Raw genomic sequence first — 16,569 nt, forward strand, 5'->3', positions numbered from 1 at the left:
CAAGATTTTAGGCGGCCTCTGCCTTTGTTCGACCTTGGTATCTTTCGCCGCTTTGTCCAATTCTGCGAAACAACCGACATAGGGGTGCGACATATATAGGAGTCGACGAAGCTTATACGGACTATTTCGTCCCCACCGGAGTGTATCACGCGAACCTTCCAGCCTTGCGAATGTCGCTCTGGCTTTCTTGCGATTCTCACTTATACTCGCCGCGAATTTGAACGAAGCAGCAGCAAGGTCGCCAGGAATACTCACAATACGCATACAACTGCCACATATACGCGTATTTTATGCATTTACAATACAGGAGTTCTGGATGACAAGCGAAATAAGTGAAAATCGTGGCGGCGCGAACACCATACACTCTGGTATTGTCGAAGAGGAAGCTGCCCTCGCCGCACAATGCATCACTGCACTGCTGACGCGACATGGCATTCCGAAGTACCGTTTTGCAGTAACAGTCTCCGAAATCCTCGGCCTTTCCTATTCCGCGGGAAACCGTCGCCTGACCACGAATGCCTCCTGGACCCTCGAGGAACTGAAGCGCATCGCTGAGCATTTCAACGAGACGCTTGAGGAACTCATCACACTCAATAGCGCGGATGCGTTGCTTGACGCGTCCATCGTCATCAACAACCACATCGTGCCCTGTCGGATCCGATTGGGAAATGTCGTCGGACAGGTGCCACCGGGAACATTGATTGCCGCCGAGATCGACGGCGCGTGGCGCGTCATGCCCGCCGATGCCAGGTCGATCATACCGGCGCACGCCGTCACCCGTTTGCTGATTGAACCGACGGCCTCTCGTCGTCGGGTTGCCATTCTCGACGACCACGCGGACACCGCGCAGACGATCGTGCATTATATGGAGACTTCCGGCCTCGACGCGGTCGCCTTTAACGACCCTCAAGCCTTGTTCGACCAGACAGACTTCGATGCCTATGTGCTTGACTGGATCATCGAACGAGACGCGCGGCGCCAGACGGCGCTGGAACTGGTCGAGAATATTCGCGCGCGCAACGCGCTGTGCCCCATCATCATCCTGACCGGGCAAATCAGGACTGGTAATGCCGACGAAGAAAACATCGCAGCCGCCCTGGCGCAGCACAATCTGAAATTCTTCACGAAGCCGGCAAGCATGCCGATCCTGCTTGCGGCTTTGAATTCGAGCTTCAAAACTGCATGATGGTCCGCAATTGCTGCTGGCGTATCGGCTTGTTCAAGACCGCGTCGAAGGATGCCAAATCAAGTTTGGCCCCATGATGGGCCGCTGACATCGCCACGAGCTTGGTCTTGTGGCGCAAACCGATCTTGCGAAGGTGCGCCGCCAGCTCCAATCCGGTCATGACAGGCATGTCGAGATCGATGAAGATCACCGAATAAGTGTGGGCGGCGACAAAGTTCAGCGCCGTCATGCCGGAAGGAGCGACGTCAACCGCAAACCCGAGCTCTTCGAACACAGTCGAAAAGCCTTTCAGAAGGTCGATATGGTCGTCAACGACAAGGACCCGCTTCTGAGCGTCTGATATCTCCTGCAAACGTTCCGCCGCTGGGACCGCGGGTATTGCAAGGTCAAATATACTGCCGCCATCGGAGGGGTTCCTGACCGTCATGCGCGCACCGAGCTGCCTCAACAAGGTCTGGACGACGGACAAACCAATGCCTCGCCCGCTGCCAAGGCTAAAGAGCCCCTTCGCATCGATGTTGTTCTCAAGAACCCTTGATGGTAATCCAGGTCCGGTATCCGTCACGCGCAACGACAATTCGCCGGCCTTATCGTCAAAAGGTGAGAGATCCACCTGCACATAGCCTGAAGGTGTATATTTAACTGCGTTTGAAACGAGATTATGGAGCAGTTGCGCGATACGCTCACCATCCGCGACCACGAAAACTGCTTCATCAGGGCCTTTGTGCCTAAGCTCCAAATGCTTGGCTTTCGCCGCGGCCTGATAGTTCTCCACCACATCTCTGACGAGCTCGCCCGCCTCGAACACGCCCGGCTGCAGCTCGATATATCCAGTCTGCGCCCGAGCCAGCGTCAGCATGTCGCGAAGCTGGACAGCTAGGCTGTTGGCCGCCCGACGGATGCGCGCGGTCAATTCGTTCCTGGTCTTTACGTCCTGGGGCCGCTCCAGGACATCCAACGCCGAGACGATGACTTGAAGCGGTGTTCTGAGTTCATGGCTAATCATTGCGAGAAAGTTGATCTTGTCTGCGACAGCGGCCTCTGCAGCGGCAACGGCTCGGGTCCTGGCGACGATCGCCCACCAGTAAAATATCGAAATGATAACAAAGGAAAGAATAGCGCAAATCAACAATCCCGCAGTCACGAGAATGATGACGTGCCCCGCCCGAATGGTCTCAAAAGACCTTTGCTTTACCTCGCTATCCTGATCCGCCGCCGCTTTGGATATCCTATTTATTGCGTCGTATATATCTTCTAGTTTGGGTAATAATGCTTGGGCATCCGCGGCCGAAATATTGGGTTTTATCGCCGGTAGGACGACCGTCGCGAACTCAGCCAGAGCACGCCCGTCATTGGAAAAGCCAGGGAGTTTCTTGTAACCATCATTCAGCTCGGAGGGCTTTACGATAATATTGATGCCTGAAATAAGGACGTCGATGTCAAACGAGAGCGCATCCGGCTCGCCAGTCGATCCGTCGGCAATGGTCTTCAAATCCAACCTGACAGCCTCAAGCTGCCTTACCACTTGCGCGGTCTTCCAGTAGAAATAATAGGAGTTCTCGCTGTTGGTGGAATCCCAAAGAGCATATCCTGCTCTTATGGCACTCCAGTGATACGCCACCACTCCCACGCATATGGCGATAATTGTTGCCGGAACGCAAAACCACGCGAGATGGAATAGCCTCATTCCACTTCTATCCCGCATAGCTGCCAAACGAGGTATGCTGCTGCGGCTGGCGTGTCCAACTCCTCCCTAAAACTGTCGCGGGGATACATGACGAAGATCGGTCCGAAATCCCTGATCGTAAGACGGACTCCATCCTTGCTGGTGGCAAGGATAGTGCCGTACTTCTCCAGATAATCAGCATCAACTTCCACGCTAAAATCATCAAGCGCAATAAGACGGAGCTTTTTTCCCTTTGCGTCGGCCTCGTCCAGAACTTTACTCAACAAGGGTCCCATGAAATCACTCTTTAAGGTCCATTGAGTTGATGTCGTCACCGTCGATGTCGGCAATGCGAGAAATTCGCGTTCGGATATCTCATAGGTATTATTGGCGCCGCTCGTCATCTTACCAATTTTGCCAGAGATCGTCAGGAAGACATCCCGCCTGCATTCCTTTGGAATATGCACCGCCGCGTTCGCCAGGTCCGTACTCAGCCAAATGCCAACCAACAAAAACCCGAGCACGCGTACTAACGTTTTGGACATATTCATCGACCCCACAACCGTTTTGTAGTCTGGCATAATTCGGGCCATTTTCGAAGGGTATTCGCGTCCTCGTTGCGATGGATCGTTTCACGCACTGGCCAAGCTCGGCTCCACGCACCTCAGGTTCGCGGCGAGGAGGGATGAGCAAACCTCGCGCAAAACGCTTCTCTATCAAAGGCCGACATCACCGGGTCCTCTCGTCTGCGGGGCATCAAAAATTCGATGAATCCCGATGACACTTCCATCAATGATCCGTATGTTCCGCTGGTTCACGGATTTTGGTCCGTTGAAGCAGATGCATCATCAAGCGAGGCCGCTGGAACGTGATTTCCGTCTTTTGTGTCCTGCGATCCGGTGGCGAATACAAGCCCGACCATGTTTTGCGCTTGCATAGGCAGGTGCTGAATCATCTGCCTGGGGCGGATTTTCGCTGTCTTCCCGATGTTGAGATTAAGGGCATTCGCACTCTGCCGCTGATCTATGATTGGCCGGGCTGGTGGTCGAAGATGGAGCTTTTTCGGCCGGAGATATCAGGCGATATTCTCTTCATGGATCTGGATACCTCAATTGTCGGAAGCCTCGCCGATATCGCCTCGATCAACCAACTCGCCCTGATGCGCGATATCTATCGCCCGGAAGGTTTGCAATCATCAATCATGTATATACCGGAAGCGGCTCGTGAGGAGATCTGGGCCGAGTGGATCGAGCGGCCGCAGCACTGGATGGAAACCTATCAGAAAGGGGGCGACCAGGCGTTTCTGGAGCGATTTTGGCTCGACCGCGCCAGCCGCTGGCAGGATCTATTACCTGGTCAAATCATTTCCTGGAAATCGCATGTACGGCCGGCGGTTTATGATGATGAAAGCGGGAACGGCTCGATCCCGGCTGATGCCCGAGTGGTCATCTTTCACGGCAAGCCGCGCCCTTGGGATATCGGTTGGTAGCGGTTGGCCAGCTCATGACGGAAAGACAAAGCTTTCACCGGCAGGACAAGTGAAGGCAAAAGCGTCAGCCACAAGTGGTGGCATTGAGGGGTTTGAACGGACGCCCCAGTGTTTCAAACGCCCATGAACCTAAGAAGCCGTCGAGAACATTACATTTTAGACTAGGTCCTGTTGACAAAGTATGCCAGCCATATCTTGGCGGCGGCGAGTGCGAGGAATGCTGAGAAGGATTTTCGGGTCTTGTCGTATCGGGTCGCAACGCGACGGAACTGCTTGAGGCGGTTGAACATCCGTTCGATGCGATTTCGATCCTTATAGACACGGAAGTCGCAGGCTGGCGGGTTTTTCCGGTTTGCTTTCGGCGGGATGACCGGCCTGATCCCGCGAGTGAGGAGTTCCTCCCGCAAGAAATCACCATCATACCCTTTGTCGGCAAGAAAGAGCTTCGGCTTGTTGACCGGCATGACCAGCAGATCAGGAACGGCATTGTAATCCGAAGCTTCGCCACCGGTCAGAACGAAGCCAAGAGGGCGTCCCTGACCGTCTGAGCGGGCATGGATTTTCGTCGTAAAGCCGCCGCGTGATCGACCAAAAGCCTCCTGATAAGTCCCCCTTTAGCGCCCGCCGCCTGTGAGTGGCCGCGAACCGTGGTGCTGTCGATCATGTGTTGCCAGTCATCCGTCAGCCCGAGTTCGACCAAGGTCTCGAGGAGGGCGTCCCAAACGCCTTGTTCCGCCCAACGGCGAAAGCGGACATAGATCGAATTCCACTTCCCGTAGCGCTCATGCATGTCGCGCCAGGGGCATCCGACCCGCAGCACATGCAGCATTCCATTGAAGTAGCGTCGATTATCATGGGAAGGTCGGGCCTTTCGGCCCCGCTCCGCAGGAAGCAACCCTTCAATGATCCGCCATTCCATATTCGTCAGGTCGCCGCGTGCCAAAACCGCCTCCTAAAAAGCAGTCTTGAATCACGCTTCAGCTGATTTGGGAATCGTTAGCGTTCAGCCTCGGTAGGCGGACGTACATTCTTGTGATAGCGGAAGTTACAAGCGCCCGATTCTGCGAAATTCAGTCGCGCTTGGACCAGCGACAGCGGGCCGTTCGGACCACCTCGAACTAGCTCAGCATCATGATCGTCTTGCCCATCATCTTCCCAAAAACACACAGGGCAAATCTCGTAGCCGCCTCGCTCTGAAAGGGTCGCGAAATGGCAGCACGGGCACCGGTATGCTTGCCCCTCAATATGAGGCTGAATGATGTTGCGAAACTGCATTGCGAGAGGTTCACCTCAGTCACAGACTTTGTCAACAGGACCTAGGCTGACCTATGAAACTCGTTTTCGGCGTTTTGGAGAGAAGCATTACCGAGCCCGCCATCGTCATCGTTGTTTGACATCCTCAAATCTGAGATCGAAGCGCGCGAGATACTTTGCCAGCCGATCTGCATCATTGCTGCTCTTTTTCTCCAATCGCGAGACTGCAAATAAGGCTCGGCCGGCAGAGCTCGCAGTCGCATGCTCGCGGCAGGTATGGAGAACAGTGGCAAGCTGCATCGCGTCGAAGTGATCGAGCCGAGCGGCAGCTTCTGCGCCCAGTACTTCATCAATGATCAGGTCCGGTCTGCCGTGGTCACTTGAACTGCGCCAAAACGCATTCAGCCGTCGGACTTCATCGTCTACAACGTCGGTGGTGATGCGCCCATGAGGTGCGAGTGTCGCCATACGCGTCACCGAGGCCGACAGGTCGCGAAAGTTGGCGCTCCAGACGGCTTGCGGGCCAGTCGCGAACGCAAGATAGCGATCGCGCGCCTCCTTGTTGAAGGTAATGTTTTCACCTTCACGTTCCAGATAGCGCTTTAGCTCGAAGTCGAGATTGGGCTCGATGTCCTCCTTGCGTTCGCGCAGGGCCGGCAACTGGAAGGTCCAGAGATTGAGCCGGGCATAGAGATCTTCGCGGAACCTTCCCTTGCGGACATCCTCGCCGAGATCGCGATTGGTGCCGGCCAGCAGCTGAAAGTCCGCAGATGTCTCCCGGTCAGCGCCCACGGGCAGGAACCTCTTTTCCTCGATCGCCCGCAAGCACATAGCCTGTTCGTCTAAGCCGAGTTCGCCGATCTCGTCGAGGAACAGCACGCCCTTGTCAGCGGATTTGAGCAGGCCGGGCCGCTCGCTTGCTGCACCGGTGAATGCGCCCTTCACATGGCCGAACAGGGTGGACATGGCTTGGTCGCCGCGCAAGGTCGCACAGTTGACCTCGACGAACGGGCCACTGACCTTGCGCTGGCTCTTTTTCAGCTCATAGATTCGGCGGGCGAGCTGCGACTTGCCGGCCCCGGTCGGTCCGGTCAGCAGAACGGGCGCCGTGGAGCGGATCACCACCCTTTCGATCTCGTCGATCATCCTGTTGAAGGCGGCGTTGCGGGTGGAGATCCCCGATTTCAGGAAAGAGGCGGCATCTTCGCGCTCGGAAGCGAAACGCTTGGCGATCTCGTCATAGCGGGAAAGGTCGAGGTCGATGATCCGGTGCGTGCCGGCGAAGTCCTGCTCCGGCTCTCGGTGACGGGGCGGCGAGAGCTGTAGCAGCTGGCCGGGAATAATGCGGGCTTCAGTCAGTAGGAACCAACAGATCTGCGCCACATGGGTGCCGGTGGTGATGTTGACGAGATAGTCTTCCGTTTCGGGGTCGAAGCTGTAACCGCGGGCGAAGTCCCTGAGGTTCGTGTAGACCTCCGAAAAATCCCAGGGATCCCGGAAGTTGATGACGTTGCTGCGCACCTCGGTCGCCGGCGCCACGGTTTCGATGTCGCCGACGATGCGGTGAAAAAGCGCTTGCGAGTGATTGTCGTGAATCAGTTCGAGCCGGTCGATGAACAGGCCCGGTTGCTGGCAGAGCGCGACATTGGGCCGCCAGCGGCTCCAGCGATTCTCCCATTTCCCCGCATCCAGGGTGGTACCCAATATGCTGATGGCAACACGGCGCTTCATGATTTATCCAAAATTATAATTCTATATATTCTGAGATAATATAATCGGGACGTGAGTTTTCGCAATTGACGACTCCCGTTGACGGATCGAAAAATTTTCACATTTAAAAACAGACGGATGAAAGGAAACTTCATGCATATCGCATTGTTTTTCCGGAAACTGGCACGCGTCTTGAAATGTATCTGGCACGAACCGATCGCGAGCTACCGTCATGGTCTCAGGCACAGTTCGTCACCCAAGCGGTGTGTAGAGGGAAGTAACTTAATAGAAGGACTGCAGACGCAGAAAAGACAATGACAACGGTAATGAGCGGACAGGATTTGATCGACGCCGGCATGAGCCAGGGGAAGTGGTTTCGCCCGGCTCTCGACGCGGCCAACGCGGTTTTGAGCAAGGGGGGCTCGGTAACAGACGCCCTGGAGGCGGCAAAGGCATTTGAGCCAGGGCCAACGCTTGCCTTGAAGGCCGATAACGATATCGAGATCTATTCCAACATCCGCGCCGAGAACGCCTTTGAGCAGGATAATGTCGAGAAGGTCAATGCGACGATGCGCGCGCTGGTGCGCACTCCTATCGTTCGGGCCGCGGCGATCATGCCGGACGCCTGCCCGGCTGGTCCGGTCGGAACGATCCCGGTCGGCGGCGTAGTGGCATCCGAAGCAATCCATCCCGGCATGCATTCGGCCGATATCTGCTGCTCGATGGCGATCTCGATCTTTCCGGGAGTGGATCCGAAATCACTGCTGGACGCCATTCATGCTGTGACGCACTTTGGTCCGGGTGGCCGTCCGCGCGGTGCGCAACTGAAGCCTTCCGAGGCGACGCTTTCGGCTTTCGAGCAGAACCCATATCTGCGCGACGGCGCCCTGAGCGTTGGCATTGAGCATTTCGCGACGCAGGGTGACGGCAATCATTTCGCCTATGTCGGAACGATGAAGTCGACCGGCGAAACCGCGCTTGCCACCCATCATGGATCGCGGGCGCCGGGCGCCCGGCTCTACGACAAGGGCATGAAAGTGGCCAACCGGTTTCGTGAGCGTATCTCGCCCGAGACGCATCGGGAAAATGCCTGGATTCCGGCAGATACCGAGGAAGGGGACGCGTATTGGTTGGCGCTGCAGACCATTCGCCAATGGACGAAGGAGAACCACTATGCCCTTCACGACATGGCGGCGGAAAAGCTTTCGGCCAAGGTCGCCGATCGATTCTGGAACGAACACAACTTCGTTTTCCGGAAGTCGGACGGACTGTTCTACCATGGAAAGGGTGCGACGCCCGCCTTCGACAACTGGGCTGACGATGCGACCGATCTGACCATCATTCCGCTTAACATGGCGGAACCGATCCTGATCGTTCGCGGTTCGAATGCCCCACATGGTCTCGGCTTCTCACCACATGGTGCCGGCCGAAACTTTTCGCGCAGCGCGCATATGAGGCAGTTGTCAGCCGAATATGGAGCGGACACTCGCGGGCTCAGCCCGAACAACATCGCGGCTATCCTAGAGAAGGAAACAAGCGGTCTCGACGCGCGGTTCTTCTCCGGTTTCGCCGATGTGTCGGAACTGCCGAGTGCCTACAAGAGTGCTGCGAACGTGCGGGCGCAGATCGAACATTACGGTCTCGCCGAGGTGGTCGATGAGGTGATCCCATACGGGAGCATCATGGCCGGCGACTGGCAAAAGAATGCGCCGTGGCGCAAGAAACGCCAGTAACCATCGGGGAAGGCGGCAAGCTCGCCTTCCCTCGATATGCAGCATTATGATCAGGAGCCAGAGCTTGACCCCGCTGGTATCTGCGATAACGATCTGAAAATGCAGAGGATAATGAAAAAGTACTGGGGTCAAGACTTACGCCGCTCGTGGCCTCACCCCTACATAGATTTATGCATGACAATCAATAGGTTGCGCCCCGCCTAAAAGGGGTCAAACTTCGGCTCCGTTCTACACAACGGCGCGCTAAAAAATCAGACAATATAGAAAATAGATTTTTTCAAGAATATCCGCCAAAAGCGGCCATTGGGATGCCGACGATGGGTGGTCCTATAGAGGACGACGTGCCTTAGTTCAGACGGGGTCTTTGATATCAGGGCCGTACGTGTAGGTACCGTCCCACTCGATAACGGCTTTCGGCCGAACCCGCTTATAATGGGATTTCACCGGCAACCCCGTATCAAGGGATATCCACATCTTCCAGTAATCAACCTGTTGGTACGATAGGTGAAATTCGTGTCGGAGCAAGAGTTCATGACGCTCAGAAAAACGTAGTCGTCGGGAGCTCATTTGCAATCGACGTGACCTCTGAAGTCCGCCGGAGGTGACGGGATGTGCAAGTCGACGATGCCAACAACAAATAGCTTCGCTGGCCGATTTTCCAGGCGAGTTGGTCACGCCGATGGTCCTGACGGTCGGGCGCCGGCAACCCGGCAGCCCTTAGACGTCAGCAGTCCGGAATTTGTGCGACAATTCGGCCTTCGGGACCATGGTTCTTGTTCACGTATAGGAAACGTTTTCTGTCCAAATCGCACCACTCGATCTGGTCGCGGCTATACCACATCATCGCCTCATAGCGGTTAAGCGCTTCAGCGGACTCAAGATCGACCAGCTTGATTTTGTTCCCGAAATGTCTTTCCACGACTTCCTCGATACGGCTAAGCGCTTGATCGTCCGTCGTATCATTCGCGCGGATAGCACCCGAAATTCTGCCCTCATAAGTCGGCCAGAGAATACCGTATTCTGCCATGATTGCGGACATTGCTTCGGGCGAGTATTTTCGCCGCTCTATAAAGTCAGTCTCACCGGTTTTCATGTTATGCATGAGGTAGGTTGTACCGCGATCTTTCGATGGAAGATTGAGGTGAACCACATCGCCGCATGCGATCCCGTAGTCGCCATCATAATGAGGAAGGCCGCCATCCAGCATTCCTCTAACCGGCCTGCTCAACCCGACGAAGTACTCCCCGAGCAGCCCGATATCCTCCGTTAAATCACGAACAACCCGGTGATAAGCACGTGTCTGCTCGGTGCGCTCAAGGTTGACGCAGAGACCAGGAAACTCTCGACCGAAATCGGCCAGAAATGCCTTTTTGCCTGCCAATGTGTATTGCAGATGAAACGACCAGTGCACATATTTTCCCGACCAGTCAGGCACTCCTTCTTCCCGCATCGGCTGCTCATCAATCGCAGGTCTTTTGCCGTTTATGGTGATACCGGTGAGGTCGCAGATTTGCTCAAGCATAATCGTGCCATCATAGCGATCGCCGAACTGCACTTCGAGCAACGTTTCCACAGGGTCCTGAAACTCAACCGTCAACCAGCCCCCTCTATAACGAATATAGATTTGGCGGCCGTCATGGGTCTCTCCATACCCTTGCGTTGGGCAGGAGCCGACGCATCTCAACTTGGCGAGATCGAGATTGAGCGGTTTGATAGATGGACGGGAAAAACGCATAGAAACGAGGTGCGATAAGGGATTGATCTTGTCGTCACCATCACACTTACGTCCTTCGAAATCAATGAACCTTGCAATTGCTAGGTTTCCAAACTTGCATTTTTCAATGCAGCCGGGGTTAAATTTCAGCCCGTCATCCGATGAGCCGCAATGCCACTCGTATAAAAGCGCAAATGAAGTTTGCGAACGGATCGAAACCCGCAAGCACTCCGCCACCATTCTACCTAAAATCCCGCGTCTTCACCTTAATCGCATCGAGATGCAGATAGGGATCGACGATATCCCGCGCCCGCGGCACCTTCGGAAACCCACGCGGATCCGGCACCGGCGACCCATGATGAAACTCATCCCCGCGCCCATGCGGCAGCGGAAACGCCGCATCGCGATCCCCAACGCTCGCCAGCTCCGCCGACAGATCGGTGAGCCGATGTGCCACAAGATGCACAACCTCCCCTTCCCGCTGGATACGGCCATAAACACCGATCATGCCGGCACCGAGCACGACACGGCGGTATTTCTCGAAGGTCTTTAGCCAGACGACGAGGTTGGCAATGCCGCTCTCATCCTCGATGGTGATGAACATCACCCCCTTGGCGGACCCCGGCCGCTGGCGAACGAGAACGAGGCAGGCTGCCTCAAGCCATGTACCATCACTGGCCTGCATCGCGTCGCGGCAGGTGACGATACGGCGCTTGGTTAGATCAGCGCGCAGAAACGAGAGGGGATGGCTGCGCAGGGTCAATCCGACATGGCCGTAATCCTCGACCACCTCACCGCCTGATGTCATGGGTTTCAATGCCACCGTCGGTTCATCAAGCTCCGGAACGGTCTGGTTTTCGCGGGAGGATGCGGCCGCGAATAGCGGTAGCGGTTCGTCGCGCAATGCCTTGATCGCCCAGAGCGCCTCGCGCCGGGCAAGTTTTAGCGACGGCTGGAAGGCATCGGCTTCGGCGAGCTCGACCAGCGAGGCGGCCGGTACACCGGCGCGGCGCCAGAGATCGTCAACCGAGGCGAATGGCTGGTCAGCACGTGCCGCGACGATTGCTGCGGCATCGGCATTGGCAAGCCCCTTGACCATGCGCAGGCCAAGCCGCACGGCAAACCGCTCTTCGTCACCCGTCGGCTCGAGTGTGCAGTCCCAGCGGCTGGAATTGACGCAGACCGGGCGCACCTCGACGCCGTGATCGCGCGCATCGCGAACGATCTGGGCCGGTGCATAAAAGCCCATCGGCTGGGCATTAAGCAATGCGCCGCAGAAGACGTCGGGATGCCAGCATTTCAGCCAGGAGGAGGCATAGGCGATCAGCGCGAAGGAGGCGGCATGGCTTTCCGGAAATCCATAGCTGCCAAACCCTTCGAGCTGCTTGAAGGTCTTTTCGGCAAACTCCTGCTGGTAGCCGTTCGCCACCATGCCGGAGATGAGCTTCTGGCCAAACTTCGAAACGCCACCGGTATGCTTGAACGTTGCCATGGCCCGGCGCAACTGATCGGCCTCGCCCGGCGTGAAGCCGGCGCATTCGATCGCCACCCGCATGGCCTGTTCCTGGAACAGCGGCACGCCAAGCGTCTTGCCGAGCACCTTCTCCAGCTCGGGCTTGGGATAGACGACCTTCTCCTTTCCTTCCCGGCGCCGGAGATAGGGATGCACCATGTCGCCCTGGATTGGGCCGGGGCGGACGATCGCCACCTCGATGACGAGATCATAGAAGGTGCGCGGCTTGATGCGCGGCAGCATCGACATCTGCGCCCGGCTCTCGATCTGGAAGGTGCCGAGCGTGTCGGCTTTGCGGATCATCGCATAGGTGCGCGAATCCTCCGGCGGGATGGTGGCAAGATCGAGAGTCATGCCCTTGTGCTCGGCGAGCAGATTAAACCCCCGCTTCATGCAGGAGAGCATGCCGAGCGCCAGGCAATCGACCTTCATGAACTTCAGGATGTCGATATCATCCTTGTCCCACTCGATCACCTGCCGCTCAGTCATGGCCGCCGGCTCGATCGGCACAAGCTCGTCGAGCCGGTCACGGGTGAGCACAAAGCCGCCCGGGTGTTGAGAGAGATGACGCGGGGCGCCCATCAGCTGTCGGGCGAGCTCCAGCGTCAGGCGCAGGCTTCGATCGCCAAGATTGAGATTGAGCTCCTTGGCGTGCTGTTCGCCAACGTCTTCGCCCCAGCCCCAGACATTCGAGGAGAGCATTTTTGTCATGTCCTCCGGCAGGCCGAGTGCCTTGCCGACATCGCGCACTGCTCCCTTCGAGCGATAGCGAATGACGGTCGAGCATAACGCGGCATGATCGCGGCCATAGGTCTCGAACACCCATTGCATGACGATCTCGCGGCGCTCGTGCTCGAAATCGACATCGATATCCGGCGGCTCGCGACGCTCCTCTGAGACGAAGCGCTCGAAGAGGAGGTCGTTGATATCAGGGTCGATCGAGGTAATGCCGAGCACATAGCAGACGGAGGAGTTGGCGGCGGAGCCCCTGCCCTGACAGAGAATGTCTTTTGAGCGGGCAAAGCGGACGATCGAGTTCACCGTCAGGAAGTATGGCGCATATTGCAGTCTCTCGATCAGCCGCAACTCATGCTCGAGGTTCTTGCGCACCTTATCCGGCAATCCCTCCGGATAACGCCAGGCAGCACCCTCCCACGTCAGTTGCTCCAATGTCTGCTGCGGCGTCAGGTTGGGATGGGCGCGCTCCTCCGGATATTGATAGGCGAGCTCGTCGAGCGAGAAGCGACAACGCTCCGCAATCTCGATGGTGCGGGCAAGCGCTTCCGGGTAGCGGGAAAACAGCCGCGCCATTTCTTCCGGCGGTTTTAGATAGCGGTCGGCATGCCGCTCCCGCCGAAACCCGGCATCATCGATGGTGACGGTGTGGCGAATGCAGGTGACGACATCCTGCAGGATGCGCCGCTCCGGAATGTGAAACAGCACGTCATTGGTGACGACAGTCGCAACGCACATGACTGTCGCCATGTTCGACAGTTCGTGCAGGCGCATCTGGTCGTTCGGCCGGCGGCGCAGCGTCAGCGCCAGATAGGCGCGGTCACCAAAAGCCTCGCGCAGGCGACGCAGGTTGAGCGCACAGGTCTCATCAGCCTGGTCGGGCAGGAAGACAGCAATCAGGCCCTCGCCATAGGCGACGAGGTCAGCCCAATCCAGCCGGCATTTCGCCTTGCCGCCGCGTTTCTTGCCAAGCGACAGCAGCCGGCAAAGCCTGGCATAGGCCGGTCGGTCCGTGGGATAGACGAGCACCGACAGGCCATCCTCGAGATCGACACGGCAGCCAACGATCAACCGGACGCCAGTGTCCTTGGCCGCCTGATGGGCACGGACAATGCCGGCGAGGCTGTTGCGATCGACGATCGCCAGAGCTTCGATGCCAAGGTCTGCTGCTTGCGCGAATAGTTCCTCACAGGAGGAGGCACCGCGCAGGAAGGAAAAATGCGACGTCACCTGCAGTTCGGTATATCTCAGGCTTGTCATCCGAATATCCCGTGCAGGAACCATTGATGACTGCCGGTCTCGCCATGCTCGCCGTCGCCAGACCGGAAAATCCAGTAGCGCTCGCCGGCATCGTCCTCGACCTGGAAATAATCACGCACGGCTGCAAGCTCCGCATCGCGCTTCCACCATTCACCGAAGACGCGCTCCGGCCCATCCGCGCGTTTGACCCGTCGGCGGATACCGCGCCAGGTAAAACTGACCGGTGGGTGATCAGGCAAGAGGGCCATGGTCTCGATCCGTTCGGGATGCGGCAGCAGGCGTGTCGGCCGCGGCCAATGATCGGGCCAGGTCTCGCCGTTGTCCGGCGTCATCGGCGCCACGCGGGCAACGGAGCGCTCGGGCACGTCGCTGGCAACAGGCGCGAGGCGGTAGAGCCGTCGCTCGCCGATGCGATTGCCGAGAATGTCGATCAGCCCGGATACGTCGGCTTGCGGTTCTTCGACCAGCGAGGAGATCACCTGGCGTTCGATCAGCTGCTCGGCATGGGTTGCCGTCAGCGACATGATCTCGATACCGAAGCCGGGGTCGATGGTGTCGATCCGGTCGGTGAGCAATCGCGTCAGCCGCTTAACGTCACGAACAGGTGTCGCGGTCCCGGCGCGGATCGCCTGGTAGGAGCTGTCGACCCGGTGAAACAGTAGATCGACGCGGCGGGCGCCGAGGCCTTTTTGCTCGAGCGCACGACAGAGCTGGTCGACCAGCTTGGCGGTATAGCGCGCAATCGTCTCAGGTGCGGCGATCGGCTCGCCGAAGGCACGGCGGACTTCGACCAGTTCCGGCGTGCGCACCGGATCGATCGGCTCGGCGATGCGCCCCATCACTTGGTCGAGGCGACGACCGAGCTCCGGCCCGAAACGAAGGGCGAGTGGCGCACGCGGCTGGCTTGCCAGCTCGCCGATCGTGTTGAACCCGAGAACACGAAGACCGGCGACGATGGCAGGATCGAGACGAAGGGCTGCGATCGGCAGATTTTCGACAGCGTCGGCCTGAGCACCCGATGGAATGACAAGCGTCGGGTCGCCCAAAAACCGGGCGCAGGCATGGGCCGCACCCCAGCTGTCGGCGACGGCAGCGCGTGCGAAAATGCCGGAGGCGAAGAAGCGGTTGACCATGCCCGACAGCATCAGCGCCTCGCCGCCATGCAGATGATCGGCGCCGGTGGTGTCGATCACCAGACCATCCGGTGGATCGGCGGCAACGATCGGCGCATAGCGCTGCAAGGCCCAGAGCGCCAGGCGATCGAGTGCCACGGCGTCGGCGACCGGATCCGCATCCATCACGACGAGTTCCGCAACGAGTGCCTGCGCCTTGGTCGCCGGCATGCCAATGCGCAAGCCGGCTGCAATCGCAGCCGCGTTCGCTGCCAGGACGACGCGCCGGCGCTGCTCGCGGCCGATCAGGACGAGCGGCGTCTCAGGCGGAGGCGCTGCGTCGCCCAGTTTCCGTCTGAGGCGATCCGTGGACCAGCTCGGAAGGAAGAGCGATACGACCCGTGGCATCGGGGGCCTCCACTTCAAAATCGGCACTGTCTCCGGCGCGACATCGGATGAGTTCCAGCAGCCAGCGCGGCCGACCAACGCCTGGAACCGGCAAGGGCGAGGATGGCAAGACGGATACCCGCCAGCGGGTGACCGACGCCGTCGGCTGTCCGAAGTCGGATGCCTCGGTCTGTCGGCGCCAGCGGCGGATGGCAATGCCGATGGTGCCGGAACGTTCGGCGGCGAGCTGCAGCCGGCGCGAGGCGGTCATCGACAGTCGCGCCAGCTCGCCGACGACGACACCCAGCCCTCCGTGTCGCAGGCCCTCTTCCATGCAGGAAAGCAATGATTTCTCGTCACCGGCCTCGACATAGATGACGCGGCCCGGCAGCAGACCCACCTGGGCCAGCGCTGGCGCGAACAGGTCCGGCCGTGTGACGCACCAGAGCACCTGGCCCTTCGAGCGGGCGGCGATTGCCGCGGCAAACAGGGCTGCTGCAGCGCCGTCGATGGCGCCGTTGCCACCGCCGGCAACTTCATGAAGGGCTGCCAGCGCCAGACCTCCCCCGGGCAATCGGCTGTCGATCTCCGTTACGCCGAATGGCAAAACCTCTCGCACACGGCCGCTTGGACCTTCGAGCCGCTGGATGCGGTCGCGAAGCTCGGCGACGACGGAACTGACGACAGGTTCGGGCATTTTGGACAGATGGGCTCCTCGGGGGTTTGCAATATTGCGCTTGGCTGATATGTTCTCTATTTGTTCCTTCTTGGGTCATGAGTCAATCGGGCTCGTAAAAGAGTGGTCGGTGG

General features: G+C 58.2%; 11 protein-coding genes and 1 pseudogene. 3 read left to right on the plus strand and 9 right to left on the minus strand.

Going from position 1 to position 16,569, the window contains the following annotated elements:
• Positions 1–316 precede the first annotated feature (316 nt).
• Entirely contained in the window at positions 317–1,186 is an 870-nt protein-coding gene (locus tag AB8B29_RS35500; RefSeq protein ID WP_439007218.1) for a helix-turn-helix domain-containing protein, read from the plus strand.
• On the opposite strand, the gene AB8B29_RS35505 is transcribed toward AB8B29_RS35500, so the two are convergent.
• Together AB8B29_RS35505 and AB8B29_RS35510 are read right to left on the minus strand one after the other, a co-directional pair.
• Positions 1,173–2,873: a hybrid sensor histidine kinase/response regulator gene (locus AB8B29_RS35505; RefSeq protein ID WP_439007219.1), complete on the minus strand. Its 1,701-nt coding sequence runs from the start codon at positions 2,871–2,873 to the stop codon at positions 1,173–1,175. The genes AB8B29_RS35500 and AB8B29_RS35505 overlap by 14 nt on opposite strands.
• Positions 2,870–3,433, minus strand: a complete 564-nt coding sequence (locus tag AB8B29_RS35510) for a hypothetical protein (RefSeq protein ID WP_439007220.1) — start codon at positions 3,431–3,433, stop codon at positions 2,870–2,872. Before AB8B29_RS35510 ends, AB8B29_RS35505 begins: the two co-directional genes overlap by 4 nt.
• Positions 3,434–3,795: 362 nt before the next feature.
• Between AB8B29_RS35510 and AB8B29_RS35515 the strand changes: the two genes are divergently transcribed.
• A complete protein-coding gene (locus AB8B29_RS35515; protein WP_439007222.1) occupies positions 3,796–4,341 on the plus strand; it encodes a hypothetical protein in 546 nt (181 codons plus the stop codon).
• Positions 4,342–4,502: 161 nt separating this feature from the next.
• Here AB8B29_RS35515 and AB8B29_RS35520 read toward each other — a convergent pair.
• From AB8B29_RS35520 to rtcR, 3 genes and pseudogenes are all read right to left on the minus strand, one after another.
• Positions 4,503–5,284 (minus strand): annotated as a pseudogene (locus tag AB8B29_RS35520) (IS5 family transposase).
• Between the two features lie 53 nt (positions 5,285–5,337).
• On the minus strand, positions 5,338–5,616 hold the full coding sequence (locus tag AB8B29_RS35525; RefSeq protein WP_439007223.1) for a CPCC family cysteine-rich protein: 279 nt from the start codon (positions 5,614–5,616) through the stop codon (positions 5,338–5,340).
• Between the two features lie 105 nt (positions 5,617–5,721).
• Complete coding sequence (gene rtcR / locus AB8B29_RS35530) at positions 5,722–7,326, minus strand: RNA repair transcriptional activator RtcR (RefSeq protein ID WP_439007224.1); 1,605 nt, start codon at positions 7,324–7,326, stop codon at positions 5,722–5,724.
• 305 nt (positions 7,327–7,631) lie between these two features.
• Here rtcR and AB8B29_RS35535 point away from each other — a divergent pair, with 305 nt between their 5' ends.
• Positions 7,632–9,038 (plus strand): RtcB family protein, encoded by a 1,407-nt coding sequence (locus tag AB8B29_RS35535; RefSeq protein WP_439007225.1) that lies wholly within the window; start codon positions 7,632–7,634, stop codon positions 9,036–9,038.
• Positions 9,039–9,762: 724 nt separating this feature from the next.
• On the opposite strand, the gene AB8B29_RS35540 is transcribed toward AB8B29_RS35535, so the two are convergent.
• From AB8B29_RS35540 to AB8B29_RS35555, 4 genes are read right to left on the minus strand one after another with little or no spacing between them, the layout of a single operon-like run.
• Positions 9,763–10,992 (minus strand): hypothetical protein, encoded by a 1,230-nt coding sequence (locus tag AB8B29_RS35540; protein WP_439007226.1) that lies wholly within the window; start codon positions 10,990–10,992, stop codon positions 9,763–9,765.
• Position 10,993: 1 nt separating this feature from the next.
• Positions 10,994–14,260 (minus strand): error-prone DNA polymerase, encoded by a 3,267-nt coding sequence (locus AB8B29_RS35545; protein WP_439007227.1) that lies wholly within the window; start codon positions 14,258–14,260, stop codon positions 10,994–10,996.
• Complete coding sequence (locus AB8B29_RS35550) at positions 14,257–15,780, minus strand: Y-family DNA polymerase (RefSeq protein ID WP_439007228.1); 1,524 nt, start codon at positions 15,778–15,780, stop codon at positions 14,257–14,259. The genes AB8B29_RS35545 and AB8B29_RS35550 overlap by 4 nt, the downstream gene beginning before the upstream one ends.
• Complete coding sequence (locus AB8B29_RS35555) at positions 15,695–16,456, minus strand: ImuA family protein (RefSeq protein ID WP_439007230.1); 762 nt, start codon at positions 16,454–16,456, stop codon at positions 15,695–15,697. Before AB8B29_RS35555 ends, AB8B29_RS35550 begins: the two co-directional genes overlap by 86 nt.
• Between the last annotated feature and the right edge of the window lie 113 nt (positions 16,457–16,569).

Source organism: Rhizobium sp. 11_C7_N12_5, assembly GCF_051811145.1.
In the GTDB taxonomy this organism is placed as follows: domain Bacteria; phylum Pseudomonadota; class Alphaproteobacteria; order Rhizobiales; family Rhizobiaceae; genus Rhizobium; species Rhizobium lusitanum.

Coding starts and splice junctions, on each gene's coding strand:
- AB8B29_RS35550 (WP_439007228.1), bottom strand. CDS start 15,780: ATGCCACGGGTCGTATCGCTCTTCCTTCCGAGCTGGTCCACGGATCGC.
- AB8B29_RS35525 (WP_439007223.1), bottom strand. CDS start 5,616: ATGCAGTTTCGCAACATCATTCAGCCTCATATTGAGGGGCAAGCATAC.
- rtcR (WP_439007224.1), bottom strand. CDS start 7,326: ATGAAGCGCCGTGTTGCCATCAGCATATTGGGTACCACCCTGGATGCG.
- AB8B29_RS35505 (WP_439007219.1), bottom strand. CDS start 2,873: ATGAGGCTATTCCATCTCGCGTGGTTTTGCGTTCCGGCAACAATTATC.
- AB8B29_RS35545 (WP_439007227.1), bottom strand. CDS start 14,260: ATGACAAGCCTGAGATATACCGAACTGCAGGTGACGTCGCATTTTTCC.
- AB8B29_RS35540 (WP_439007226.1), bottom strand. CDS start 10,992: ATGGTGGCGGAGTGCTTGCGGGTTTCGATCCGTTCGCAAACTTCATTT.
- AB8B29_RS35510 (WP_439007220.1), bottom strand. CDS start 3,433: ATGCCAGACTACAAAACGGTTGTGGGGTCGATGAATATGTCCAAAACG.
- AB8B29_RS35500 (WP_439007218.1), top strand. CDS start 317: ATGACAAGCGAAATAAGTGAAAATCGTGGCGGCGCGAACACCATACAC.
- AB8B29_RS35535 (WP_439007225.1), top strand. CDS start 7,632: ATGAGCGGACAGGATTTGATCGACGCCGGCATGAGCCAGGGGAAGTGG.
- AB8B29_RS35555 (WP_439007230.1), bottom strand. CDS start 16,456: ATGCCCGAACCTGTCGTCAGTTCCGTCGTCGCCGAGCTTCGCGACCGC.